We start from the raw sequence: 18,976 nt of genomic DNA, 5'->3' as shown, positions 1-18,976 counted from the left end.
GAGATCTCTGAGCTGTCGGCGCGGAAACCCGCGCTGACGGCTCACAGATCGCCGACGGGGCCGCCGATCAACGGGACCACTGGCGCTGTTCGGTGCTGTAGCGCGTCTGGCGGACCGGAGCCGACCACCCCTTGCTCTTGCGGCGGCGGAAGCCGGCGGAGCCGAACACGAGCGCGCAACCGACCAGGGCCGAGGCGACGGCGATGGCGCCGATCGCCCCCCGCTGGCTCTCGGCGACGGTCGGGACGACATCGGCCCAGCCGTCGTCGGTGAGCGCCGGCACCGCATACGCCGGCACCACGTAGCCGAGGAGGAAGGCGGCGACGGCGGCGCCGACGAAGAACACCCCGAGGCCGAACGCGGCGTCGGCACGTGTCGGGTGGGCGAAGATGCCGAGGATGACGCCGACGAGGCCCAAGATGGCCGAGATCGGCACGAGGAACGTGAGGACGGTCCGCACGAGCGACAGCCACGACACCTCCTCGACGGGGAGCGTGATCGTGGGGACGTCGGCCACGACCTGGTTGCGCACGATCGGTACCATCTGCGGGCCGGTGATGGTGACCGGGTCGCTCCGCTCGCCGATGGCGACGGCGTGGGCCTGGACGATGACATCGCCGAGCACCCCGCGCGTCTGGGTGTCGCCGACGAGGCCGGGGAACGAGCTGACGATCTCGGTGGTCATCTGCTCCGGGGACCGCCCCAGTCGGTCGGCGGTCGCCGCGCCGATGGCGCCGGCGACCTGGTCGCGGAGCTGGTCGTGATCGAAGACCGCAGTCACCGTCTTGCGGCTGAACTCGGTGTCGAACGCGACGCGCTGCATCCACCATCCACCCGCCGCCACCGCCAGCAGTACGGCCGCGACGACGAACAACAACCCGGCGAGTCCGCGGCGCATCAGGCGAGTCTGCCAAATCCGCCGCGGCCGTGGCGACAGGACGCTCGGCGTGCACGCTCTAGAGTCCGCCACAGTGAGAGTGCTCCATCCCGACGATGCGACCGCCGTGGCGGCCACCGAGGCGATCCGTCGCGGCGACGTCGAGCGACTCCGCGAGCTGCTGAACGACGACGGCGACCTGGCAACCGCCGGAGTCGGTACCCGGGGCCCGGGTGGCCAGATACGCACGCTGCTCCACATCGCCACCGACTGGCCGGGCAACTTTCCGGGCGTCGCCGACACGATCGGCGTCCTGGTCGACGCCGGCGCGGATGTCGATGCGGCGTTCGTCGGGCCCCATGCCGAGCGCCCACTGCATTGGGCGGCGAGCACCGACGACGTCGCCGCCGTCGATGCGTTGCTCGATGCCGGTGCCGACATCGAGGCCCCGGGCTCGGTGATCGACGGATCGACGGCGTTGATGGACGCCGTGGCGTTCGGCCAGTGGCGAGCGGCGCGGCGGCTCGTCGAGCGCGGGGCATCGGTGACCCCGTGGCAGGCGGCGGCGCTGGGTCTGGCTGGGCCGGTCGACGCCTTCCTCGCCGCCGATCCGGCGCCGACGCCCGACGATCTCGGCAGCGTGTTGTGGGCCGCGTGCCACGGTGGGCAGACCGACATCGCCCGGCAGCTGGTGACCGCCGGGGGAGCGGTGGACTGGGTGGCGCCGTGGGACGGCACGACCCCGCACGACGCCGCCCGGCGGAGTGGGGCCTCCGACGTCGTGGCGTGGCTCGCGGCTGATCCGATCACGGACTGACGCCGGCACGAATTCCCCGCGGATGCTTGCGGCGAACGACTGTTCGTAACTACACTCGTGGCATTCGTTCGAACCCGCGCAGCGGCTCGGCCGCCTGCGCCCTCCGGAACTCTGTGACACCCCCTCTCTAGGGTGACCATCGACCCGACATCGCAGGACAGACGACGGCCACGAGAGCGTGGCGAAAGGCAGCGTACGACATGAGCCCAGCACCCAACCCGTCCGGGAAGAACCAGGGCGCCGAGCGCGCCAAGGCGCTCGACATCGCCCTCGCCCAGGTCGAGAAGCAGTTCGGCAAGGGCGCCATCATGCGCATGGGTGAGAAGACAACGATGGCCATCGAGTCGGTGCCCACCGGCGCCCTCTCGCTCGACCTCGCCCTCGGCATCGGCGGCCTGCCCCGTGGGCGCATCACCGAGATCTACGGCCCGGAGTCGTCGGGCAAGTCGACGCTCGCCATGCACGTGGTGTCCGAGGCCCAGCGCAACGGTGGCGTCTGCGCCTACATCGACGCTGAGCACGCGATGGACCCGGTGTACGCCAAGGCCATCGGCGTCGACGTCGACCAGCTGCTCATCTCCCAGCCCGACACCGGTGAGCAGGCCCTCGAGATCGCCGACATGCTCGTGCGCTCCGGCGCCCTCGACGTCATCGTCATCGACTCCGTGGCCGCCCTCACGCCGAAGGCCGAGATCGAGGGCGAGATGGGCGACAGCCACGTCGGTCTGCAGGCCCGCCTGATGAGCCAGGCGTTGCGCAAGCTCACGGCCAATCTCAACAAGTCGAAGACCATCATGATCTTCATCAACCAGCTCCGCGAGAAGATCGGTGTGATGTTTGGGTCACCTGAGACAACGCCCGGTGGCCGGGCGTTGAAGTTCTACTCGTCGGTGCGCCTCGACATCCGCCGCATCGAGTCCCTGAAGGACGGCGCCGAGGTGGTGGGCAACCGCACCCGCGTCAAGGTCGTCAAGAACAAGGTCAGCCCGCCGTTCCGCCAGGCCGAGTTCGACATCATGTACGGCAAGGGCATCAGCCGTGAGGGGTCGCTGCTCGACATGTCGGTCGACCTCGGCATCGTCAAGAAGTCGGGTGCCTGGTTCACCTACGACGGCGAGCAGCTCGGTCAGGGTCGGGAGAACGCCAAGACGTTCCTGGCCAACACGCCCGAGATCATGGTCGAGATCAGCGACAAGGTGTTGAAGGCCGCCGGCCTGCTGCCGGGGGACGAGCCCGACTTCGAGCCCACCGCCGAGGAGATGGACGACACCTTCACCGAAGCCGACGACGAGCCGATCGACCTCCGGTAGGCACCACCGTCGACTTCTTGTACTGATTCCTCCTCACCCGTGAGGAGGAATCAGTACAAGAACGGGATCAGAGACCGCCGAAGCTGGCGCCGGGCTTGAAGATCATCAAGAAGAGCGTCACGACGAGGATCACGTGGGTGATGCCGATGCCGGCGCCGAACTTCTTCGTGGCTGCCTCGCTCTGGTCGGTGAGCGCCGGGCGGATGAGGAACCAGCTGGCCGCCATGGCGATCACCCAGCACAAGAGGGCGAGGACGATCCAGGTGTCCGACATCTCCCAGGCCTTCACGTCGCCGGAACCGGGCAGCTTGCCCATGCCCACCATGCCCATGCCGAGCACCCAGACCAGCGTGAGCGCCGGGAGCGTCATCCGCAGGTGGAGCTTGGCGATCCGCTCGGTGCCACGCAGCGACGGGTAGACGAGAATCGGGCCGAACGCGACGATGGCGGCGAGGATGTGGAGGAAACCGAGCAGCTGATAGCCGGTGGAGAAGTCCCAGATTGCGAGCACGCCCCGACGCTACCGAGTGTCTCGCAGCGCGGGAAATGCCGGGGCATGGCGCTCGTCACGCGGTGCCTACCATCACCGCATGTCGGACGCCGCGCTCACCTACTCGTCGTATCTCGCCCTCGACGAGGTCCTCTCGGCCCAGCGACCACGCTCCGACGAACACGACGAGCTGCTGTTCATCGTCATCCACCAGGTGTACGAGCTGTGGTTCAAGCAGATGCTCCACGAGCTCGAGCGGGCCCAGACGGTCCTCGAAGCCGGCCGGTCGGCGCAGGCCCTGCACACCCTCAAACGGGTGCTCACGATCCTCAAGGTGGCCGTTGCGCAAGTCGATGTCCTCGAGACGATGACGCCGCGCCAGTTCGCCGGCTTCCGCGGCCGCCTCGACGCCTCGAGCGGCTTCCAGTCGGCGCAGTTCCGCGAGTTCGAGGCAGTGCTCGGCTCGCGCACCGAGCACCACCAGCCCGGGCTCGCCGGGGAGCGCATCGCCGCCGCGCAGCAGCGTCGCAACCTCTACGACTCGTTCGTCACGTACCTGCAGATGTGCGGCTACGACGTCCCGGATCACGCCATGCTGCGCGACGTCCGCGCCCCGCTCGCCCCCGATCCGCAGCTGCAGGAATGCCTGCTCGAGGTCTACCGCGACGACGGCGAGGCCGCGGCGGTGTGCGAACGCCTCGTCGACCTCGACGAAGGGGTGCAGGAGTGGCGCTACCGGCACGTGAAGATGGTGGAGCGCACCATCGGCGACAAGGCCGGCACGGGCGGCAGCTCCGGCGCGGCGTATCTGCGCTCGACGCTGTTCTCGCCGCTGTTCCCCGACCTCTGGGCCGTGCGGTCCCGGCTCTGACGCCCGGGTGCCCGCGGCGCGCTGGCGCGGGGCCACCGCCGTAGCCTGTGAGTCCGTGACCTCGCCGTCCAGCTCGCCGACCGCCGCCGACCGCGCACCGCTCGCCCCGGGCGATGACGCGCCGCGCCGGTTCGTCGTGCGCACGTACGGCTGTCAGATGAACGAGCACGACTCCGAGCGCATCGCCGGTCTCCTCGAGGCCGACGGGATGCTCCCGGCGGCGTCGGAGGACGACGCCGACGTGGTCGTGCTCAACACGTGTTGCATCCGGGAGAACGCCGACAACAAGCTGTACGGCAACCTCGGGCACCTCAAGACGTGGAAGGGCCAGCGCGACGGCCGCCAGATCGTCGTGTCCGGCTGCCTCGCCCAGAAGGACCGTGACCTCGTACAGGCCAAGGCCGGCTACGTCGACGTGGTGCTCGGCACCCACAACGTGCATCGCACGGCCGACCTCGTGCGCCACGCCCGCGAGCACGGCCCGATCACCGAGATCCTCGAGGCCGCCGTCGTCGACGACCACACATTGTTCCCCTCCGCCCTGCCGGCCAAGCGCGAGACGTCGTACAACGCCTGGGTGACGATCCAGATCGGGTGCGACAACAGCTGCGCGTTCTGCATCGTGCCGTCGGTTCGCGGCGAGGAGATCAGCCGCCCGTTCGCCGACATCGTCGACGAGGTCGCCCAGCTCGCCGCCGACGGCGTCACCGAGGTGACGCTCCTTGGCCAGAACGTCAACAGCTACGGCCGTGACCTGCAGCTGGCCGCCCGCCAGGCCGGCGACGACACGGCCCGGGTACGGCCGCTGTTCGCCGACCTGCTCACCGCGGTCGGCGCCGTCGACGGGATTCGCCGCGTCCGGTTCACATCGCCGCACCCGAAGGACATGCGTCCTGAGACGTTCGAGGCGATGGCCGCCAGCCCGGCGGTCTGCGAGCAGCTCCACTACCCGTTGCAGTCGGGCTCCGACGCCATCCTCGCCGCGATGCACCGGGGCTACACCGCCGAGCGCTACCTGCAGCGCCTGGCCGAGGCCCGTCGTACCGTTCCCGACCTCGCCGTGTCCACCGACATCATCGTCGGCTTCCCGGGCGAGACCGACGCCGACTTCGAGGCGACGATGCAGGTCGCCGCCGAGGCCCGCTTCGACGACGCGTTCACGTTCATCTTCTCCCCGCGTCCGGGTACCGAGGCGGCCACGATGACCGATCGCTTCGTCGACCCCGCAGTGGCCGGAGAGCGGTTCCACCGGCTGCGTGTCGTCATCGAGCGAAGCGCACTCGCCGCCAACGAGGCGCGTGTCGGACGGGTCGAAGAGGTCCTCGTGGAGGGGCCGAGCAAGAAGAACCCTGGTGTGCTCGCCGGGCGCACCCGTCAGTTCCGCCTCGTCCACTTCGACGCCCCGGCCGGCGGCCTGCGGGCCGGCGCCTATGCCACCGTCGAGATCACACGGGGTGCCCCACACCATCTCGTGGGGCGTTTCGTCGAGCAGACCGCCGACGCCCGGCATCGCGTTCGCATCCCTGTCGCCGCCCTGTGAGCGGCGCGAGGCCGGCGACGCCGCCGCCCGCCCTGCCCGCGGTCGTCGTCCTGGGCCCGACGGCGTCGGGGAAGTCCGACGTCGCCATGGCTGCTGCCGGCGCTGTCGCCGGCACCGAGATCGTCGCTGTCGACGCCATGCAGGTGTACCGCGGGATGGACATCGGCACGGCCAAGCCCACCGAGTCCGATCAGCGCGCCGTGCGCCACCACGGGATCGATCTCGTCGAGCCCACCGATGACATGACCGTCACCGAGTTCCGTGCCGCGTATGACGGGGCCCTCGACGGGATCGCGTCGCGCGGGGCACGTGCCATCGTGGTCGCCGGCACCGGCCTCTACCTGACGGCGGTGCTCGACCGCCTCGAGCTCCCCGGCTCGTACCCCGACGTCAAGGCCGAGCTCGACGCCGAACCCGACACGTCCGTGCTCTTCGACCGGCTGGAGCGTCTCGATCCCGCCGCCGTCGCACGGATCGATCCGTCGAACCGGCGTCGCATCGTGCGCGCCCTCGAAGTCACCGTCGGGTCGGGGCGCCCGTTCAGTTCCTACGGGCCCGGCGTCGCCGCCTTCCCGGCGACGCCCGTCGTGCAGATCGGGATCCGCTGGCCACGCGAGGCACTGGCCGAGCGCGTCGAGCGCCGTGTGCACGCCATGATGCGGGCCGGCTTGCTCGACGAGGTGCGCCGCGTCCATGACGCCGGCATGTCGCGGACCGCTGCGCAGGCGCTCGGCTACAAGGAGCTCGTCGAGCACCTGGTCGGCGACGTGTCCCTCGAGGAGGCGGTCGAGGCCGTGATCCGCCGGACCCGGCAGTTCGCGGTCCGCCAGGAGCGGTGGTTCCGCCGCGACCCTCGCATACGCTGGATCGACATCGATGCCAGCGCCACTGACCCTCTCGAACCCGTCCGCTCGTCCGTGATCGCCGAGCTGTCGTCATGAGCGTGCTGCGCCTCGTCAAGCACCAGGGGCTGGGCAACGACTTCCTGGTCGCCCTCGACGGCTTCGACGACGTCGACGACGGCTGGGCGACGATCCGGTCCGAGGAGCTGGCCGACCTGGCCCGCCGAGCGTGCGCCCGGCGCCGTGGCATCGGCGCCGACGGTCTCCTCATCGGGCGCCGTGTCGGCGGCCGCACCACGATGGTGCTCTACAACGCCGACGGCAGCCGGGCCGAGATGAGCGGCAACGGCATCCGCTGCTTCGCCCACGCGATCGCCCGCCGGACCGGCTCGCTGGCCGACCAGGTGATCGAGACGGATGCGGGGGCGAGAACGGTCACGCTCGAGGTGACCGATCATCCCGACGAGCTGCTCGCCACGGTCGACATGGGCGTCGTCACCAACCTGCCCGAGCCCGACGGCTGGTACCTGCTTGGAGCATCGCCTGATCGGCCCGTGGCCCACCTCAGCCTCGGCAATCCGCACAGCGTCGTGCCGGTCGAGGACGTCGGCGCCGTCGATCTCGTGGCCCTCGGCACCAAGGTCCCCCATGTCAACCTCGAGATCATCGAGTCCGGCCCCGAACCCCATGCCGTCACGATGCGAGTGCACGAGCGCGGCGCCGGCATCACCGAGGCCTGCGGCACGGGTGCCTGTGCGGCTGCCGTCGCCGCCGATCTCTGGGGTCTGGCCACTCCAGTCGACGGGAAATTGATGGTGCACATGGACGGTGGAACTGCAACGGTGGGCATCGACGGCCCCAGCGTGACGTTGCAGGGGACGACGACCTACGTCGGCACCGTCGAGATCCCTGTTCCGGAAGCGGTACCACCCAACCCATGAGCAACCCCTACGGCGAAGCGCTCGGCTCCAGCCTCATCGACCGGTCGATCCGGGAACGCATCGTGCTGGTCGGCGTGACGTTCCCCGGGAGCGACGATGCCGACACCGATGCCAGCCTCGACGAGCTGGCGGCACTGATCGACACGGCCGGAGCGGACGAGGTCGGTCGCATCGTCCAGCGCCGAGACTTCCCCGATCACACCTGGTTCATCGGCAAGGGCAAGGTGGACGAGCTCAAGGAGCTGTGCCTCGCCGTCGACGCCGACACCGTGGTGTTCGACAACGAGCTGGCACCGGCGCAGCAGTACAACCTGGAGAAGCTGCTCGGACGCACGGCGATCGATCGCACCGCCGTCATCCTCGACATCTTCGGCCAGAACGCCTACACGCTCGAAGGCAAGGCCCAAGTCGAACTGGCCCTCCTCCGTTACCGCCTCCCGCGCCTGCGGCGCGGTGCGACCGCCCGCATGTCGCAGCAGCGCGGCGGTCTGGCCAGCCGCTTCGGTGGCGGCGAGACCAAGCTCGAGGTGGACCGACGGCGGATCATGCGGCGCATCGCCAAGCTCGAGAGCGAGTTGAAGGAACTGGCCCGCACCCGCGACCTGCAGCGCAAGCAGCGCGACCGCAGCGGGTTGGCCACGGTCACCATTGTCGGCTACACCAACGCCGGCAAGTCGAGCCTGCTCAACGCCCTCACCGACGCCGGTGTGCTCTCCGAGAACCGGCTGTTCGCCACCCTCGACCCGACCACCCGCCGTCTGTCGCTCCCTGGCGGCGAGCCGGTCCTGCTCACCGACACGGTGGGCTTCGTCCGCCGGCTGCCGCACGGCCTCGTCGAGGCCTTCAAGAGCACGCTCGAGGTGGCCACCGACGCCGACTACCTCATCCATGTGGTCGACGCCAGCGTCGCCGATCCCCAGGGCCAGATCGACGCCGTGCGCGAGGTGCTCACCGAGATCAACGCCGATCGGGTGCCCGAGCTGCTCGTCTTCAACAAGGCCGACCTGGCCCCACTCGAGGCCAAACAGCTCGTCGCCGACCACCCCGGCTCCGTGGCGGTCAGCGCCGTCACCGGCGACGGACTCGACGACCTGTTACGGGTGCTCCCGGACCGATTGCGGTCGCTGACCGCCGTAGTGGAGCTGCTCGTGCCCTACGACCGCGGCGACGTGCTCGCCGCGATCCATCGCGAAGGAGAGGTGGTGTCGACCACCGACGAGGCGGCCGGCCTGCGCGTGCGGGCGCGGTTGTCGGGACCCTCGGCCGGGCGACTGAAGGACTTCGACGTGGCCCGAGCCCAGGGGAGTGGCGACGAGTGACCGTGTCCGACGAGCGACAGGGCTTCGTCCCGCCTCCGTACCCGTACGACCGGCTCGACGAGCTGCTCAAGATCGCCGCAGCCCTCGAGGGCGGTGCCGTCGACCTGTCGATCGGCACGCCGATCGACCCGGCACCACCGGCCGTCGTCGCCGCGCTGTCGACGTCCGGCAGCGAGCGCGGCTATCCGCCGAGCATCGGCACGGCTGCGCTCCGCGAGTCGATCGTGTCGTGGATCTCTCGACGGTTCGCCGTCGACCTCGACCCGGCGATCCACACCGCGGTGTGCGTCGGCACCAAGGAGTTCGTCGGCACGCTGCCGCAGTGGCTCAAGCTCCGCACGCCGTGGCGGGACGTCGTGCTCTACCCGGCTGTCGCCTACCCGACCTACGAGATGGGGGCGATCCTCGCCGGGTGCCGGCCGGTGCCCGTGCCGCTGACGGCCGACGGGCGCCTCGACCTGGCCGCCATCGACCAGTCGGACATCGACCGGGCGCTCGCCCTGTGGGTCAACTCGCCGGGCAACCCGACGGGTGCGTGCGACGATCTCGGTCACGTCGCCGCCTGGGGTCGACGTCACGGTGTGCCGGTGTTCTCCGACGAGTGCTACGTCGAGTTCACCTGGGACGGCCCCGGCCGGACCATCCTCGAGCACGGCGTCGCCGGTGTGGTGGCCGTGCACTCGTTGTCGAAGCGCTCGAACCTCGCCGGCGCGCGCGTCGGGTTCTACGCCGGCGATCCCGAGCTCGTCGGCTACCTCCGCGAGGTGCGCAAACACGTCGGGATGATGGTGCCCGGGCCGACGCAGGCCGCGGCGGTCGTCGCCCTCGACGACGACGACCACGTGGAGGCCCAGCGGCAGCGGTATCGCGGCCGACTGGAACGACTCGCCGACGTGCTCGGCACGTGGGCCGGCATCGACATCGGCCTGCCGGCCGGTGGCTTCTACCTCTGGTTCGACACCGCTGCGGTCGGCGGTGCGTGGGCCTTCGCCGAACGCCTCGCCGCAGAGGGCGGCGCCGTGGTGAGCCCCGGCGAGTTCTACGGGCCCGACAGCATCTCGTCGGTCCGCGTCGCCGTGGTGCAGCCCGACGAGCGGATCGGTCTGCTCGCCAGACGCCTCAGCCGTCGCGGCTGACCGCCGCGACGACAGACCTCTAGAGACGCCGCAGGACGGTGACGACCCGGCCGTAGATGGCCACGTCGTCGCAGCTGAACAGCATCGGCTCCATCGACGGGTTCGACGGGGTGAGCGTCACCGTGTTGCCGAGCTGGCTGAAGTGCTTGATGGTCGCCTCGCCGCCGGGGATGCCGGCCACGACGATGTCGCCGTTGCGCGCTGTGTTCTGTTGCTCGGCGACCACGAAGTCGCCGTCGAGGATGCCGGCGTCGATCATCGACTCGCCTCGAACGCGGAGCATGAACAGCTCACCCTCACCCGTGAAGTCGACCGGAAGCGGGAAGAGGTCTTCGACGTTCTGCTCGGCGAGGACGTCGGTGCCCGCCGCCACGTCGCCGACGAGGGGCACGTGGCGAACCGGACGACGCTCCATGACGGCACCGGAGTTCGGGTCCCAGCGGACCTCGATGGCCCGCGGGCGGGTGGGGTCACGGCGAAGGTAGCCGGCACGCTCGAGCGTGAGCAGGTGGCTGTGCACCGTGGACGGCGATGTCAACCCCACGGCCTCCCCGATCTCCCGGACCGAGGGCGGGTAGCCGCGGTCACGGATCTGCTGCTCGATGAAGTCGAGGATCTGCCGCTGACGCGGCGTGAGCTTGTGGGTCGACATGGCCCCATCGTACGAGCGTTCGTGCTCGGTGTCAAACATCTGTTCCGACAACGCGTGTTCCCTTCGGGGGTTGACGTCGAACGCCGGTTCTGCTTGACTGCCGAACGTCCGTTTCACGTACGTTCGTTCGGCACGACTGTTCGATCCATTTCCGGGGTCGACGCCGCCAGATGCACGCACGATCACCCCGCCCGGTCACCGCATGATCACCCCGCATGAGAGGAGCAGCGAGATGCACGCAACCCCACTGGTTCCCACCCGGCTGCACGCGCATCATGGGCCGCTGCGACGCCGGTCGGCGGCGACCTATCGCCGGCGGCGGCTCACGGCCGCGGTGGCGGTCATCGTCATCGCTGCGGCGCTGACGTCGCTGCTCGACACCGCGGCGGGAGGGACGACCGGCCGAGCCGTGTTCGAGCGGGTGGTCGCCGGGGCGATCGTCGTGGTCTGGGTGCGCTGCGCCGCCGCCCTCTGGCGCGGCCACCGCGCCGACGCGGCCCGCGCTGCGAGATCTGACGCCGAGTCGGGGGTGTCCTGCCTCACGCCCGACTCGGCGTCGATCGTCCACTCCCGCCGGGCCGCCTGATCGTCCCCCGACCCGGTCGTGGCCGGTCGTGGCCGGTCGTGGTTGGTCGACAGGGGAGGGGAGTACGCTCGACGGCGGTGTATTGCCCTGTGTGCCAGGCGGACGACACGAAGGTCGTCGACTCTCGGCTCGCGTCGGAAGGCGCGGCTGTGCGGCGCCGCCGCCGTTGTCCCTCGTGCGACCATCGGTTCACGACGTTCGAGCGCGTCGACGAAGCGCCGCTCACCGTCGTGAAGTCCAGTGGGAGCGTCGAGCCCTTCGACCGGACCAAGGTGGTCAACGGGCTGGTCGCGGCCACCAAGGGGCGGCACATCTCCGCCGAGCAGATCGAGCAGATCGCCGAGGCCGTCGAGGACGCCGTGCGCCTCAAGGGCTCGGAGACGACGAGCGCCCAGATCGGCCTCTGCGTCCTCGAACAGCTCTGCGACGTGGACGAGGTGGCCTACCTGCGCTTTGCCAGCGTGTACAAGAACTTCGACGCTGCCGCCGACTTTCACCGGGAGATCGAGCTGTTGAGCAAGCTCGGTGGTGACCGAGGCTGACGACGGGTGGTGGCGGCTGATCCCGGCCGCCACGATCACCACGGTCCTGTTCTGCGCGGCGCGGGCCGTCGTCCGTGGCGTCGTACCGCTCGAGGACAACGCGGTCACTGAGACCGTGCCCTCGACGTGCTCAGCGATGACATCCCGCTCGTCGGTCTCGTGTCATCGGCCTCGCAGACCGGTGGGATCGTCGCCCATCCGGGACCGCTCCAGCTCGACCTGCTGGCGATCCCCGTTCGGCTGCTGCCGGGCGGTGCGGGTCTGTTCCTCGGCTCGGCGGTGATCAGCGCCGCCGCCGTCGGCGCCACGGCATGGGCGGCGCGGCGCATGCTCGGCGGGCTCGGCGCCGCCGTGGTCGCCAGCATCGTCGCCCTGCTGGTCTGGTCGCTGGGAAGCGAGGGGCTCTTCGACCCGTGGCAGCCCATCGCCGCGATGCTGCCGTTCCTGTGTGGGATCGTCGCCGCCTGGGCGTTCGCCGCCGGCCACGATGCGGCGGCCCCGGTCGGGGTCGTCGCGCTGTCGTTCGCCGTGCAGACCCATGGGAGCCACCTCCTGCTCGTTCCCGTCGCCGCGGCGACGGCGGTGATCCTGCGGATCGTCCGGGCGCGTCGTGGTCACGTCCTCGATCGACGGTCCGTCGTCGTCGCCGCCGTGATCGCCGTGGTCGTCTGGACCCAGCCGTTGCTCGACCAGTGGTTCGGCTCGGGGAACGTGTCGAGCCTGTGGCGCCATGCCGTGCGTGGGGGAACGGACGACGGACCGGGCCCCGCGCTGGGCCTCGGGGACTCGCTGCGGGCGGTGGCCTCCGTGATCGTCAAGCCGCCCGCCTGGACCCGTGGTGGAATGCGTACGAGCTCCCCGCTCTCGGGTGGCTTCGCCGGCGACTGGGTGGCGCTTCCGTGGGCGGTGGCCGGCCTCGCCGTCGTGGTCGGTGCCATCGGCGGCACCGTCGCCGTGGCCCGGCGCCGTGACGACTGGACCGTGATCGCCGGTGGTGTGCTGTCAGTCGTCCTGCTCGCCGCGGCTGTCGTCTCGGCCGCCGGGCTTCCGGTCGACGCGTTCGGGTTCTCGCCGCACCGGGTCCGGTGGCTGTGGGTGATCGGGGCGTTTCTCACCGCCTACCTGCTCGTCGCCGCCTTGCGCCTCGGTGCGGTGCCGGCGCGTCGTGACGCCGTGGCCGCGGTCGCCCTCGTGGCCGCCGTCGCCCTCGTCGCGACCGTCCCGACGTCGAACCAGCTGCTCAGCTCGCAGCAGGTGTTGGCGGGCAGCGTCGCCTCCGTCGGCGAGCTCGTCGATGTCGCGTCGCAGTTCGACGGCGCCGGTGTGGTCTACCTGAACACGCTCGGGCGCCAACTCCCGGACCCGTACCACGACGCCTTGGCGGCGGCCCTCGTCCGTGCCGGGATCGAGGTGCGCGTCGCCGGCGAGTACAGCAGCACCCAGTACGGCACCCACCGTCGCCTGGGCGCTGGACCGGACGCAGCCGATGTGACGGCTCACGTCTTCGTCGGTCCGTACGCCGACGGCCTGCCGGAGCCCTACGGCGAGGTCGCCCGCTACTCCGACGGCGGGCGGACCGTTGTGGTCGGTGCGGCGTTCGGCGTGGTCAGGGCGCGGCCGGGCTGACGGCCACCGAGCGTCCGTCGGCCTCCCCGGTCGCGTCGTGGCGACGCCACTGGGTGAACAGGTAGCCGGCCTCGTCGGTGAGGACGTGCACCGGGCGGAATCGTCGCATCTGCTCGGGCGCTCCGACCGTGAGGCGGGAGCCGTCGCCTCCGGTGAGCAACGGGGCGATCGACCAGTTGATCTCGTCGATCACGTCGGCCGCGGCGAGCGATCCGTTGAGACGGGGCCCGCCCTCGGCCTGGACGAATCGCACCGGTCCCACGACCGGCTCGAGCCGGGCGAGGGCCAGGTCGAGATCGACCGACCCCGTGCCGGCACGGACGACGTCGACGCCCTCGTGCGATCCCGACTCGTCCTCGGTCGTGATCAAGAACCCCGCGCCCGAGCGGAACAACTCGGTGGAGGTGTCCACGCGCCCCGACGCCGTGACGACACCGATGCGCTGTTCGGCTCGCCCCGGCGGTCCGTACCCCTCGGCGGTCGCCGTGCCGGCGCCGACGATGATCACGTCGGCCGCTCGTCGCAGGGCGCTGAACACCGCCCGATCGCCGTCGTTGCCGAGTCCGCCCGACGCGCCGTCGACCACAGTCGACCCGTCGATGCCGGTGATCATGCAGACGGCCACCCACGGACGCCCGGGACGCCTCGGACGGGCGGCGCCGTACAGCGCGTCGAGGTCGACATCGAGGCCCTCGCCGGTACCGGAAGCGGAAGGAAAGATCTGTCGCACCTGCTCATGATGGCAGTGGGGCGGGTGGGCGGCCGGCACGATCGACGGCGAAGCGGCAGGGGACGATGTCCGGAGTGTGACGACTTCCCGAACAGGATCGGACGGTGCGGTTGCCCACATCTGGCGCCCACGAAGACCACAGGGAAACCCACACTGAATTCACAGGGTTTTGCCACTACCTACCCACAGCGGGCGTCGCCTACCGTAACCACCGGAGCCGACAGCGGTGCGGCACGCGGATTGCTGGTCGAATGCCTCGATGGGGCGGGAGACGTGGGTGTTCCAGGCCCGCAGGGCATGGGATTCCTGAACCTGCGTGCCGCCCGCTCGTCGGAGTCCGGCGCCCCTTCGATCACGTCTGCGACGCGCGGAACTACACTGGTGTCGTTCCTGCACTTCTCGTACGACGGGTGGGCAACGTCATCCGTCAACGTCAACACCAACGTCAACACCTCGAGATGCAGAGACACGAACGCCAAAGTGAAAGGAGCCCGGCATGTCGCTGGCACCTGATCCCGTGAACGCCGGCCCCGACGGCGACGCTCCCCGCATCGGGCTGCGGCGCCTGTTCACCTCGCCGGGTGTGCACCCGTACGACGAAGTCGTCTGGGAGCGCCGGGATGCCCGCATCACCAACTTCGCCGACGGGTCGATCGCCTTCGAGCAGACCGACGTCGAGTTTCCCGCCGACTGGTCGCAGAACGCAACCAACGTCGTGGCCCAGAAGTACTTCCGCGGGGCGCTCGGTACGCCCGAGCGCGAGTCATCGCTCCGTCAGGTGGTCGACCGCGTCGCCGACACGATCGCTCGATGGGGCGTCGAGGGCGGATACTTCGCCGACGACCGCGAGGCCGCCACGTTCGTCGACGAGTTGAAGTACATCCTCGTCACGCAGCGGGCCGCGTTCAACAGCCCGGTGTGGTTCAACATCGGGGTGCCCGGGGCGAAGGCGCAGTCGAGCGCCTGCTTCATCCTGTCGGTCGACGACACGATGGAGTCGATCCTCAACTGGTACCGCGAGGAGGGGCTCATCTTCAAGGGTGGCTCCGGTGCCGGCACCAACCTGTCGCACCTCCGCTCGAGCAAGGAGCGGCTCCGTGGCGGTGGCACGGCCTCCGGTCCCGTCAGCTTCATGCGCGGCGCCGACGCATCGGCCGGCACCATCAAGTCCGGCGGTACCACCCGCCGGGCGGCGAAGATGGTCATCCTCAACGCGGATCATCCGGACATCTCCGAGTTCGTCTGGTGCAAGGCCATCGAAGAGCGCAAGATCCGCGCCCTGCGCGACGCCGGCTTCGACATGGATCTCGACGGCAAGGACTCGTTCTCGGTGCAGTACCAGAACGCCAACAACTCCGTCCGGGTCACCGACGAGTTCATGCAGGCGGTGCGCGACGACGCCGAGTGGCCGCTGCGCGCCGTCACGACCGGCGAGGTGATCGAGACCATTCGGGCCCGCGACCTCTGGCACGACATCGCCGCCGCGGCGTGGGAGTGCGCCGACCCCGGCCTGCAGTTCGACACGACGATCAACCGCTGGCACACGCTGTCCAACACCGCGCCGATCGAGGCAAGTAACCCTTGTTCAGAGTATCTTAGTGTAAATAACAGCGCGTGCAATCTGGCTTCTATCAATCTTTTGAAGTATCTCGATGACGATCGATTTGACGTCGATGCCTTCAAGCACACGGTCGAAGTTGTGTTCACTGCGCAGGAGATCCTCGTCGGCCGTTCCGATTATCCGACCGAATCGATCGCCGACAACACACGGGCATTCCGCCAGCTCGGTCTCGGCCATGCCAACCTCGGCGCCCTGCTGATGGCGCTCGGATTGCCGTACGACTCGGTGGAGGGACGGGCGTGGGCAGGCGTGCTCACGTCGCTGATGACCGGTCACGCCTACGCCACCTCGGCGCGGACCGCCGCGCGCATGGGGCCCTTCTCGGGCTATCACGACAACGCCGAACCGATGCTCGACGTGCTGCGCATGCACCGCGACGCCAGCCGCAACGTCGAAGGGGCCGAGGTCGTTCCCGGCTACGTCGCCCGGGCCAGCCTCGCCGCATGGGACGATGCCGTCACCATCGCCGAGGACTACGGCGTCCGCAACAGCCAGGCCACCGTCGCCGCACCCACCGGCACGATCAGCTTCATGCTCGACTGCGACACCACGGGCATCGAGCCCGACCTCTCGCTGGTGAAGACGAAGAAGCTCGTCGGCGGCGGCACGATGTCGATCGTCAACCAGACGATCCCGCGGGCGCTGCGCACGCTCGGCTACACCGACTCGCAGGTCGACGACATCGTCGACTACATCGACCGTGAGAAGTCGATCGTCGGCGCCCCGCACCTGCGGTCCGAGCACCTGCCGGTCTTCGCCTGCTCGATGGGCGACAACGTGATCCACTACGAGGGCCACGTCCGCATGATGGGCGCCATCCAGCCGTTCTTCTCGGGTGCACTCTCGAAGTGCGTCACAGGGGACTCGTTGCTGCCTACGTCCGAGGGGTTGATTCGGATCGCGTCGCTGCATCAGGGTGAGGGGCCTGACACCACCCGTGACGAGATCATCGCGGTGGACTCGCTCGACGGTCCCCGCAAGACGAACGCCTTCTACTACGGCGGTCGCCGCCCTGTTCGCCGCCTCGTGCTCCGAAATGGTCACCAGATCACCGGAACTCCGAACCATCGAGTCCTCGTCGGAGACGGGACGGGCTTCGTCTGGCGCCGGCTCGACGAACTAGCGCCCGGAGACCTCGTCGCAGTGCGCTACGGGGCCGAGCTTTGGTCGACCATTCCGGCAGCGTTCAGCGATTTCGATCCCTCACCCATGCACGGATCTCAACATCGTGTGGCGATTCCAACCGAGATGACCGAGCAGTTGGCATTCCTGCTCGGTGCCTACGCGTCGGAGGGCTGCACCGTCCAGAGCACCTGGACCGTTCGGATCACCAACTCAGTCGCGGCCGTGAGGGAAGCGATCGTCTCGGCGTGGAGCGAGGCGTTCGGTGTCGACGCGAAGATTGTCGACGACGGTGTGCGGTGCCCGGATGTCATCGTGAGCTCCAAGACCATCGTGGAGTTCCTCGACCATCTCGGCTGCGGTCGCAGAGCCTCCCAGAAGCGGATCCCCGACGCAGTGCTGACCTCGCGACGAGAACACGTGCTCGCATTTCTCGATGGGTTGTCGCTGGATGCGTACGCGACGGTTCGCGGGCAGCCGAGGTGGGCCATCTGCCTCGATTCGCCGGGCCTGCTCGACGATCTCCAAGCGGTGCTCACCAACCTCGGCATCGTCAGCAGTCGCATCAGCAAGTACAACAAGACGTACGACAAGTCGTACGGAGAGGTCTATGTAACAGGCGGGTCAGCTCGCCGGCTCTGCGAGCTCGTCCCATTCATGGAGCCGGAGAAGGCGGCTCGAGCCCAACTCCTGCTCGACCTGCCGATCGGAATCAACGCAGCAGACATCGTTCCGATACCGCCTCATGAGCTCCTCGCGCTGATTCCTTCCTCACGACGCGGTCCGGGCGTTCGGGGCCGGACCCGTTCGCACTTCGGCCACTTGCGAGATCACCGGACGACGTGGCCTACTCGCCGCAGTGTCGAGTTGGCTCGGCTCTACGGCGCTCGACTACCTCACTGGGTGAATCAGGTGCTTGACGAGAACATCAGGTTCTCGCCGGTCACCGAGATCGAGGACGACGGCGTGGCCGAAGTTTACGACGTGTCGGTTCCGTCAAATCAGACGTTCGTCGCCAACGGGATCCTCAATCACAACACGATCAACCTTCCCGAGGACGCATCGGTCGACGACATCGCCGGCGTGCACATGCTGGCGTGGGAGCTGGGCGTCAAGGCCGTTGCGGTGTACCGCGACAACTGCAAGGTCGGCCAGCCGCTGTCGACGACGAAGAAGTCCGATGGTGCCGTGCCGGTCGCCGAGGTGAACGAGCTGGCGCTCGAGACCCACACGCCGCAGGCCATCGTCGAGCGCATCGTCGAGAGGGTCGTGCACCGTCCGGTGCGCCAGAAGCTGCCCAAGAGCCGGCGCGGGCGAACGTTCGAGTTCCGCGTCGCCGACTGCAAAGGCTTCGTCACCATCGGCGAGTACGACGACGGCCGTCCCGGCGAGGTCTTCCTCACGGTGTCGAAGCAGGGCTCGACGATGTCGGGCATCATGGACGCCTTCGCCAAGTCGATCTCCTACGGCCTCCAGTACGGCGTGCCGTTGCGGGCGTTCGTCGAGGCGTTCGTCAACATGCGCTTCGAGCCGGCCGGCATGACCGACGACCCCGAGATCCGCTTCGCCAGCTCGGTGATGGACTACCTCTTCCGCCGCCTCGCCGTCGAGTACATGACCTACGACGAGCGGGCCGAGCTGGGCATCTTCTCGGTCAGCGAGCGGCTGCAGCCGACGCTGCCCGGCATGGAGGAAACCCTGGTCGAGACGTCGACGGGCACCGAGATGATGCCCGACCCGAAGTCGCTGCCGCCGGCCGGCGAGCTGGCCGACCAGATGGAGCTCGGCATCACCACGCCGACGCCGCAGGACAACACGCCGGCGGCCGGCGTCATCCGCGACCGGGCGGCGAGCGACGCGCCGATGTGCATGCAGTGCGGCGTGACGATGGTCCGCGCCGGCTCCTGCCACGCCTGCCCCAGCTGCGGCAGCACCAGCGGCTGCTCGTAGCCGC

At 69.3% G+C, this 18,976-nt stretch carries 16 protein-coding genes; 12 read left to right on the top strand and 4 right to left on the bottom strand.

Annotation, left to right across the window (positions count from 1 at the left end; translation table 11 throughout):
* Positions 1-67: 67 nt before the first annotated feature.
* Complete coding sequence (locus DN771_RS05140; RefSeq protein WP_116996274.1) at positions 68-898, bottom strand: hypothetical protein; 831 nt, start codon at positions 896-898, stop codon at positions 68-70.
* Positions 899-971: 73 nt separating this feature from the next.
* Here DN771_RS05140 and DN771_RS05135 point away from each other — a divergent pair, with 73 nt between their 5' ends.
* Both DN771_RS05135 and recA read left to right on the top strand, forming a co-directional pair.
* Positions 972-1,694 carry an ankyrin repeat domain-containing protein gene (locus tag DN771_RS05135; protein ID WP_116996273.1) on the top strand — a complete coding sequence of 241 codons (723 nt, stop codon included), beginning with the start codon at positions 972-974 and terminating at the stop codon, positions 1,692-1,694.
* A 200-nt stretch (positions 1,695-1,894) separates the two neighbouring features.
* The gene (gene recA / locus DN771_RS05130) at positions 1,895-3,004 is read left to right on the top strand and encodes a recombinase RecA (protein WP_116996272.1); all 1,110 of its coding nucleotides are present in this window, start codon (positions 1,895-1,897) and stop codon (positions 3,002-3,004) included.
* A gap of 67 nt (positions 3,005-3,071) precedes the next feature.
* Here the strand turns inward: recA and DN771_RS05125 are convergent, their stop codons facing one another.
* Positions 3,072-3,515: a hypothetical protein gene (locus DN771_RS05125; protein WP_116996271.1), complete on the bottom strand. Its 444-nt coding sequence runs from the start codon at positions 3,513-3,515 to the stop codon at positions 3,072-3,074.
* 16 nt (positions 3,516-3,531) lie between these two features.
* Here DN771_RS05125 and DN771_RS05120 point away from each other — a divergent pair, with 16 nt between their 5' ends.
* Genes DN771_RS05120 through DN771_RS05095 form a run of 6 tightly spaced genes read left to right on the top strand, consistent with a single transcriptional unit; the run spans position 3,532 to position 10,143 of the window.
* A complete protein-coding gene (locus DN771_RS05120) occupies positions 3,532-4,365 on the top strand; it encodes a tryptophan 2,3-dioxygenase (RefSeq protein WP_276113498.1) in 834 nt (277 codons plus the stop codon).
* Positions 4,366-4,420: 55 nt separating this feature from the next.
* Positions 4,421-5,905 (top strand): tRNA (N6-isopentenyl adenosine(37)-C2)-methylthiotransferase MiaB, encoded by a 1,485-nt coding sequence (miaB, locus tag DN771_RS05115; RefSeq protein WP_227462280.1) that lies wholly within the window; start codon positions 4,421-4,423, stop codon positions 5,903-5,905.
* Entirely contained in the window at positions 5,902-6,846 is a 945-nt protein-coding gene (gene miaA / locus DN771_RS05110; RefSeq protein WP_227462279.1) for a tRNA (adenosine(37)-N6)-dimethylallyltransferase MiaA, read from the top strand. The genes miaB and miaA overlap by 4 nt, the downstream gene beginning before the upstream one ends.
* Entirely contained in the window at positions 6,843-7,688 is an 846-nt protein-coding gene (dapF, locus tag DN771_RS05105; protein ID WP_116996269.1) for a diaminopimelate epimerase, read from the top strand. Before miaA ends, dapF begins: the two co-directional genes overlap by 4 nt.
* The gene (hflX, locus tag DN771_RS05100) at positions 7,685-9,007 is read left to right on the top strand and encodes a GTPase HflX (RefSeq protein ID WP_116996268.1); all 1,323 of its coding nucleotides are present in this window, start codon (positions 7,685-7,687) and stop codon (positions 9,005-9,007) included. Before dapF ends, hflX begins: the two co-directional genes overlap by 4 nt.
* 2 nt (positions 9,008-9,009) lie before the next feature.
* A complete protein-coding gene (locus DN771_RS05095) occupies positions 9,010-10,143 on the top strand; it encodes an aminotransferase class I/II-fold pyridoxal phosphate-dependent enzyme (RefSeq protein WP_116996569.1) in 1,134 nt (377 codons plus the stop codon).
* A gap of 19 nt (positions 10,144-10,162) precedes the next feature.
* On the opposite strand, the gene lexA is transcribed toward DN771_RS05095, so the two are convergent.
* The gene (gene lexA, locus DN771_RS05090; RefSeq protein ID WP_227462278.1) at positions 10,163-10,795 is read right to left on the bottom strand and encodes a transcriptional repressor LexA; all 633 of its coding nucleotides are present in this window, start codon (positions 10,793-10,795) and stop codon (positions 10,163-10,165) included.
* A 232-nt stretch (positions 10,796-11,027) separates the two neighbouring features.
* Here lexA and DN771_RS05085 point away from each other — a divergent pair, with 232 nt between their 5' ends.
* The 3 genes from DN771_RS05085 to DN771_RS05075 all read left to right on the top strand — a co-directional run bounded on the left by DN771_RS05085 (position 11,028) and on the right by DN771_RS05075 (position 13,549).
* On the top strand, positions 11,028-11,381 hold the full coding sequence (locus DN771_RS05085) for a hypothetical protein (RefSeq protein WP_162941552.1): 354 nt from the start codon (positions 11,028-11,030) through the stop codon (positions 11,379-11,381).
* A 77-nt stretch (positions 11,382-11,458) separates the two neighbouring features.
* On the top strand, positions 11,459-11,923 hold the full coding sequence (gene nrdR / locus DN771_RS05080) for a transcriptional regulator NrdR (RefSeq protein WP_116996265.1): 465 nt from the start codon (positions 11,459-11,461) through the stop codon (positions 11,921-11,923).
* Between the two features lie 126 nt (positions 11,924-12,049).
* Positions 12,050-13,549 carry a hypothetical protein gene (locus DN771_RS05075; protein ID WP_116996264.1) on the top strand — a complete coding sequence of 500 codons (1,500 nt, stop codon included), beginning with the start codon at positions 12,050-12,052 and terminating at the stop codon, positions 13,547-13,549.
* Here the strand turns inward: DN771_RS05075 and DN771_RS05070 are convergent.
* A complete protein-coding gene (locus tag DN771_RS05070) occupies positions 13,530-14,279 on the bottom strand; it encodes a dihydrofolate reductase family protein (RefSeq protein WP_162941551.1) in 750 nt (249 codons plus the stop codon). The two genes, DN771_RS05075 and DN771_RS05070, sit on opposite strands and share 20 nt — an antisense overlap.
* Before the next feature lie 496 nt (positions 14,280-14,775).
* On the opposite strand from DN771_RS05070, the gene DN771_RS30340 reads away from it, so the two are divergent.
* Positions 14,776-18,972, top strand: a complete 4,197-nt coding sequence (locus DN771_RS30340; RefSeq protein ID WP_116996262.1) for a vitamin B12-dependent ribonucleotide reductase — start codon at positions 14,776-14,778, stop codon at positions 18,970-18,972.
* Positions 18,973-18,976 lie beyond the last annotated feature (4 nt).

The sequence above is a fragment of the Desertimonas flava genome (assembly GCF_003426815.1).
Classification (GTDB): Bacteria; Actinomycetota; Acidimicrobiia; order Acidimicrobiales; family Ilumatobacteraceae; genus Desertimonas; species Desertimonas flava.
This window is presented reverse-complemented; position numbering and strand designations above follow the sequence as displayed.

Bases quoted from the DNA above. Each gene is read 5' to 3' on its own strand.
- lexA (WP_227462278.1), bottom strand. From the start codon at position 10,795: ATGTCGACCCACAAGCTCACGCCGCGTCAGCGGCAGATCCTCGACTTC.
- DN771_RS05085 (WP_162941552.1), top strand. From the start codon at position 11,028: ATGCACGCAACCCCACTGGTTCCCACCCGGCTGCACGCGCATCATGGG.
- recA (WP_116996272.1), top strand. From the start codon at position 1,895: ATGAGCCCAGCACCCAACCCGTCCGGGAAGAACCAGGGCGCCGAGCGC.
- DN771_RS05140 (WP_116996274.1), bottom strand. From the start codon at position 898: ATGCGCCGCGGACTCGCCGGGTTGTTGTTCGTCGTCGCGGCCGTACTG.
- DN771_RS30340 (WP_116996262.1), top strand. From the start codon at position 14,776: ATGTCGCTGGCACCTGATCCCGTGAACGCCGGCCCCGACGGCGACGCT.
- hflX (WP_116996268.1), top strand. From the start codon at position 7,685: ATGAGCAACCCCTACGGCGAAGCGCTCGGCTCCAGCCTCATCGACCGG.
- dapF (WP_116996269.1), top strand. From the start codon at position 6,843: ATGAGCGTGCTGCGCCTCGTCAAGCACCAGGGGCTGGGCAACGACTTC.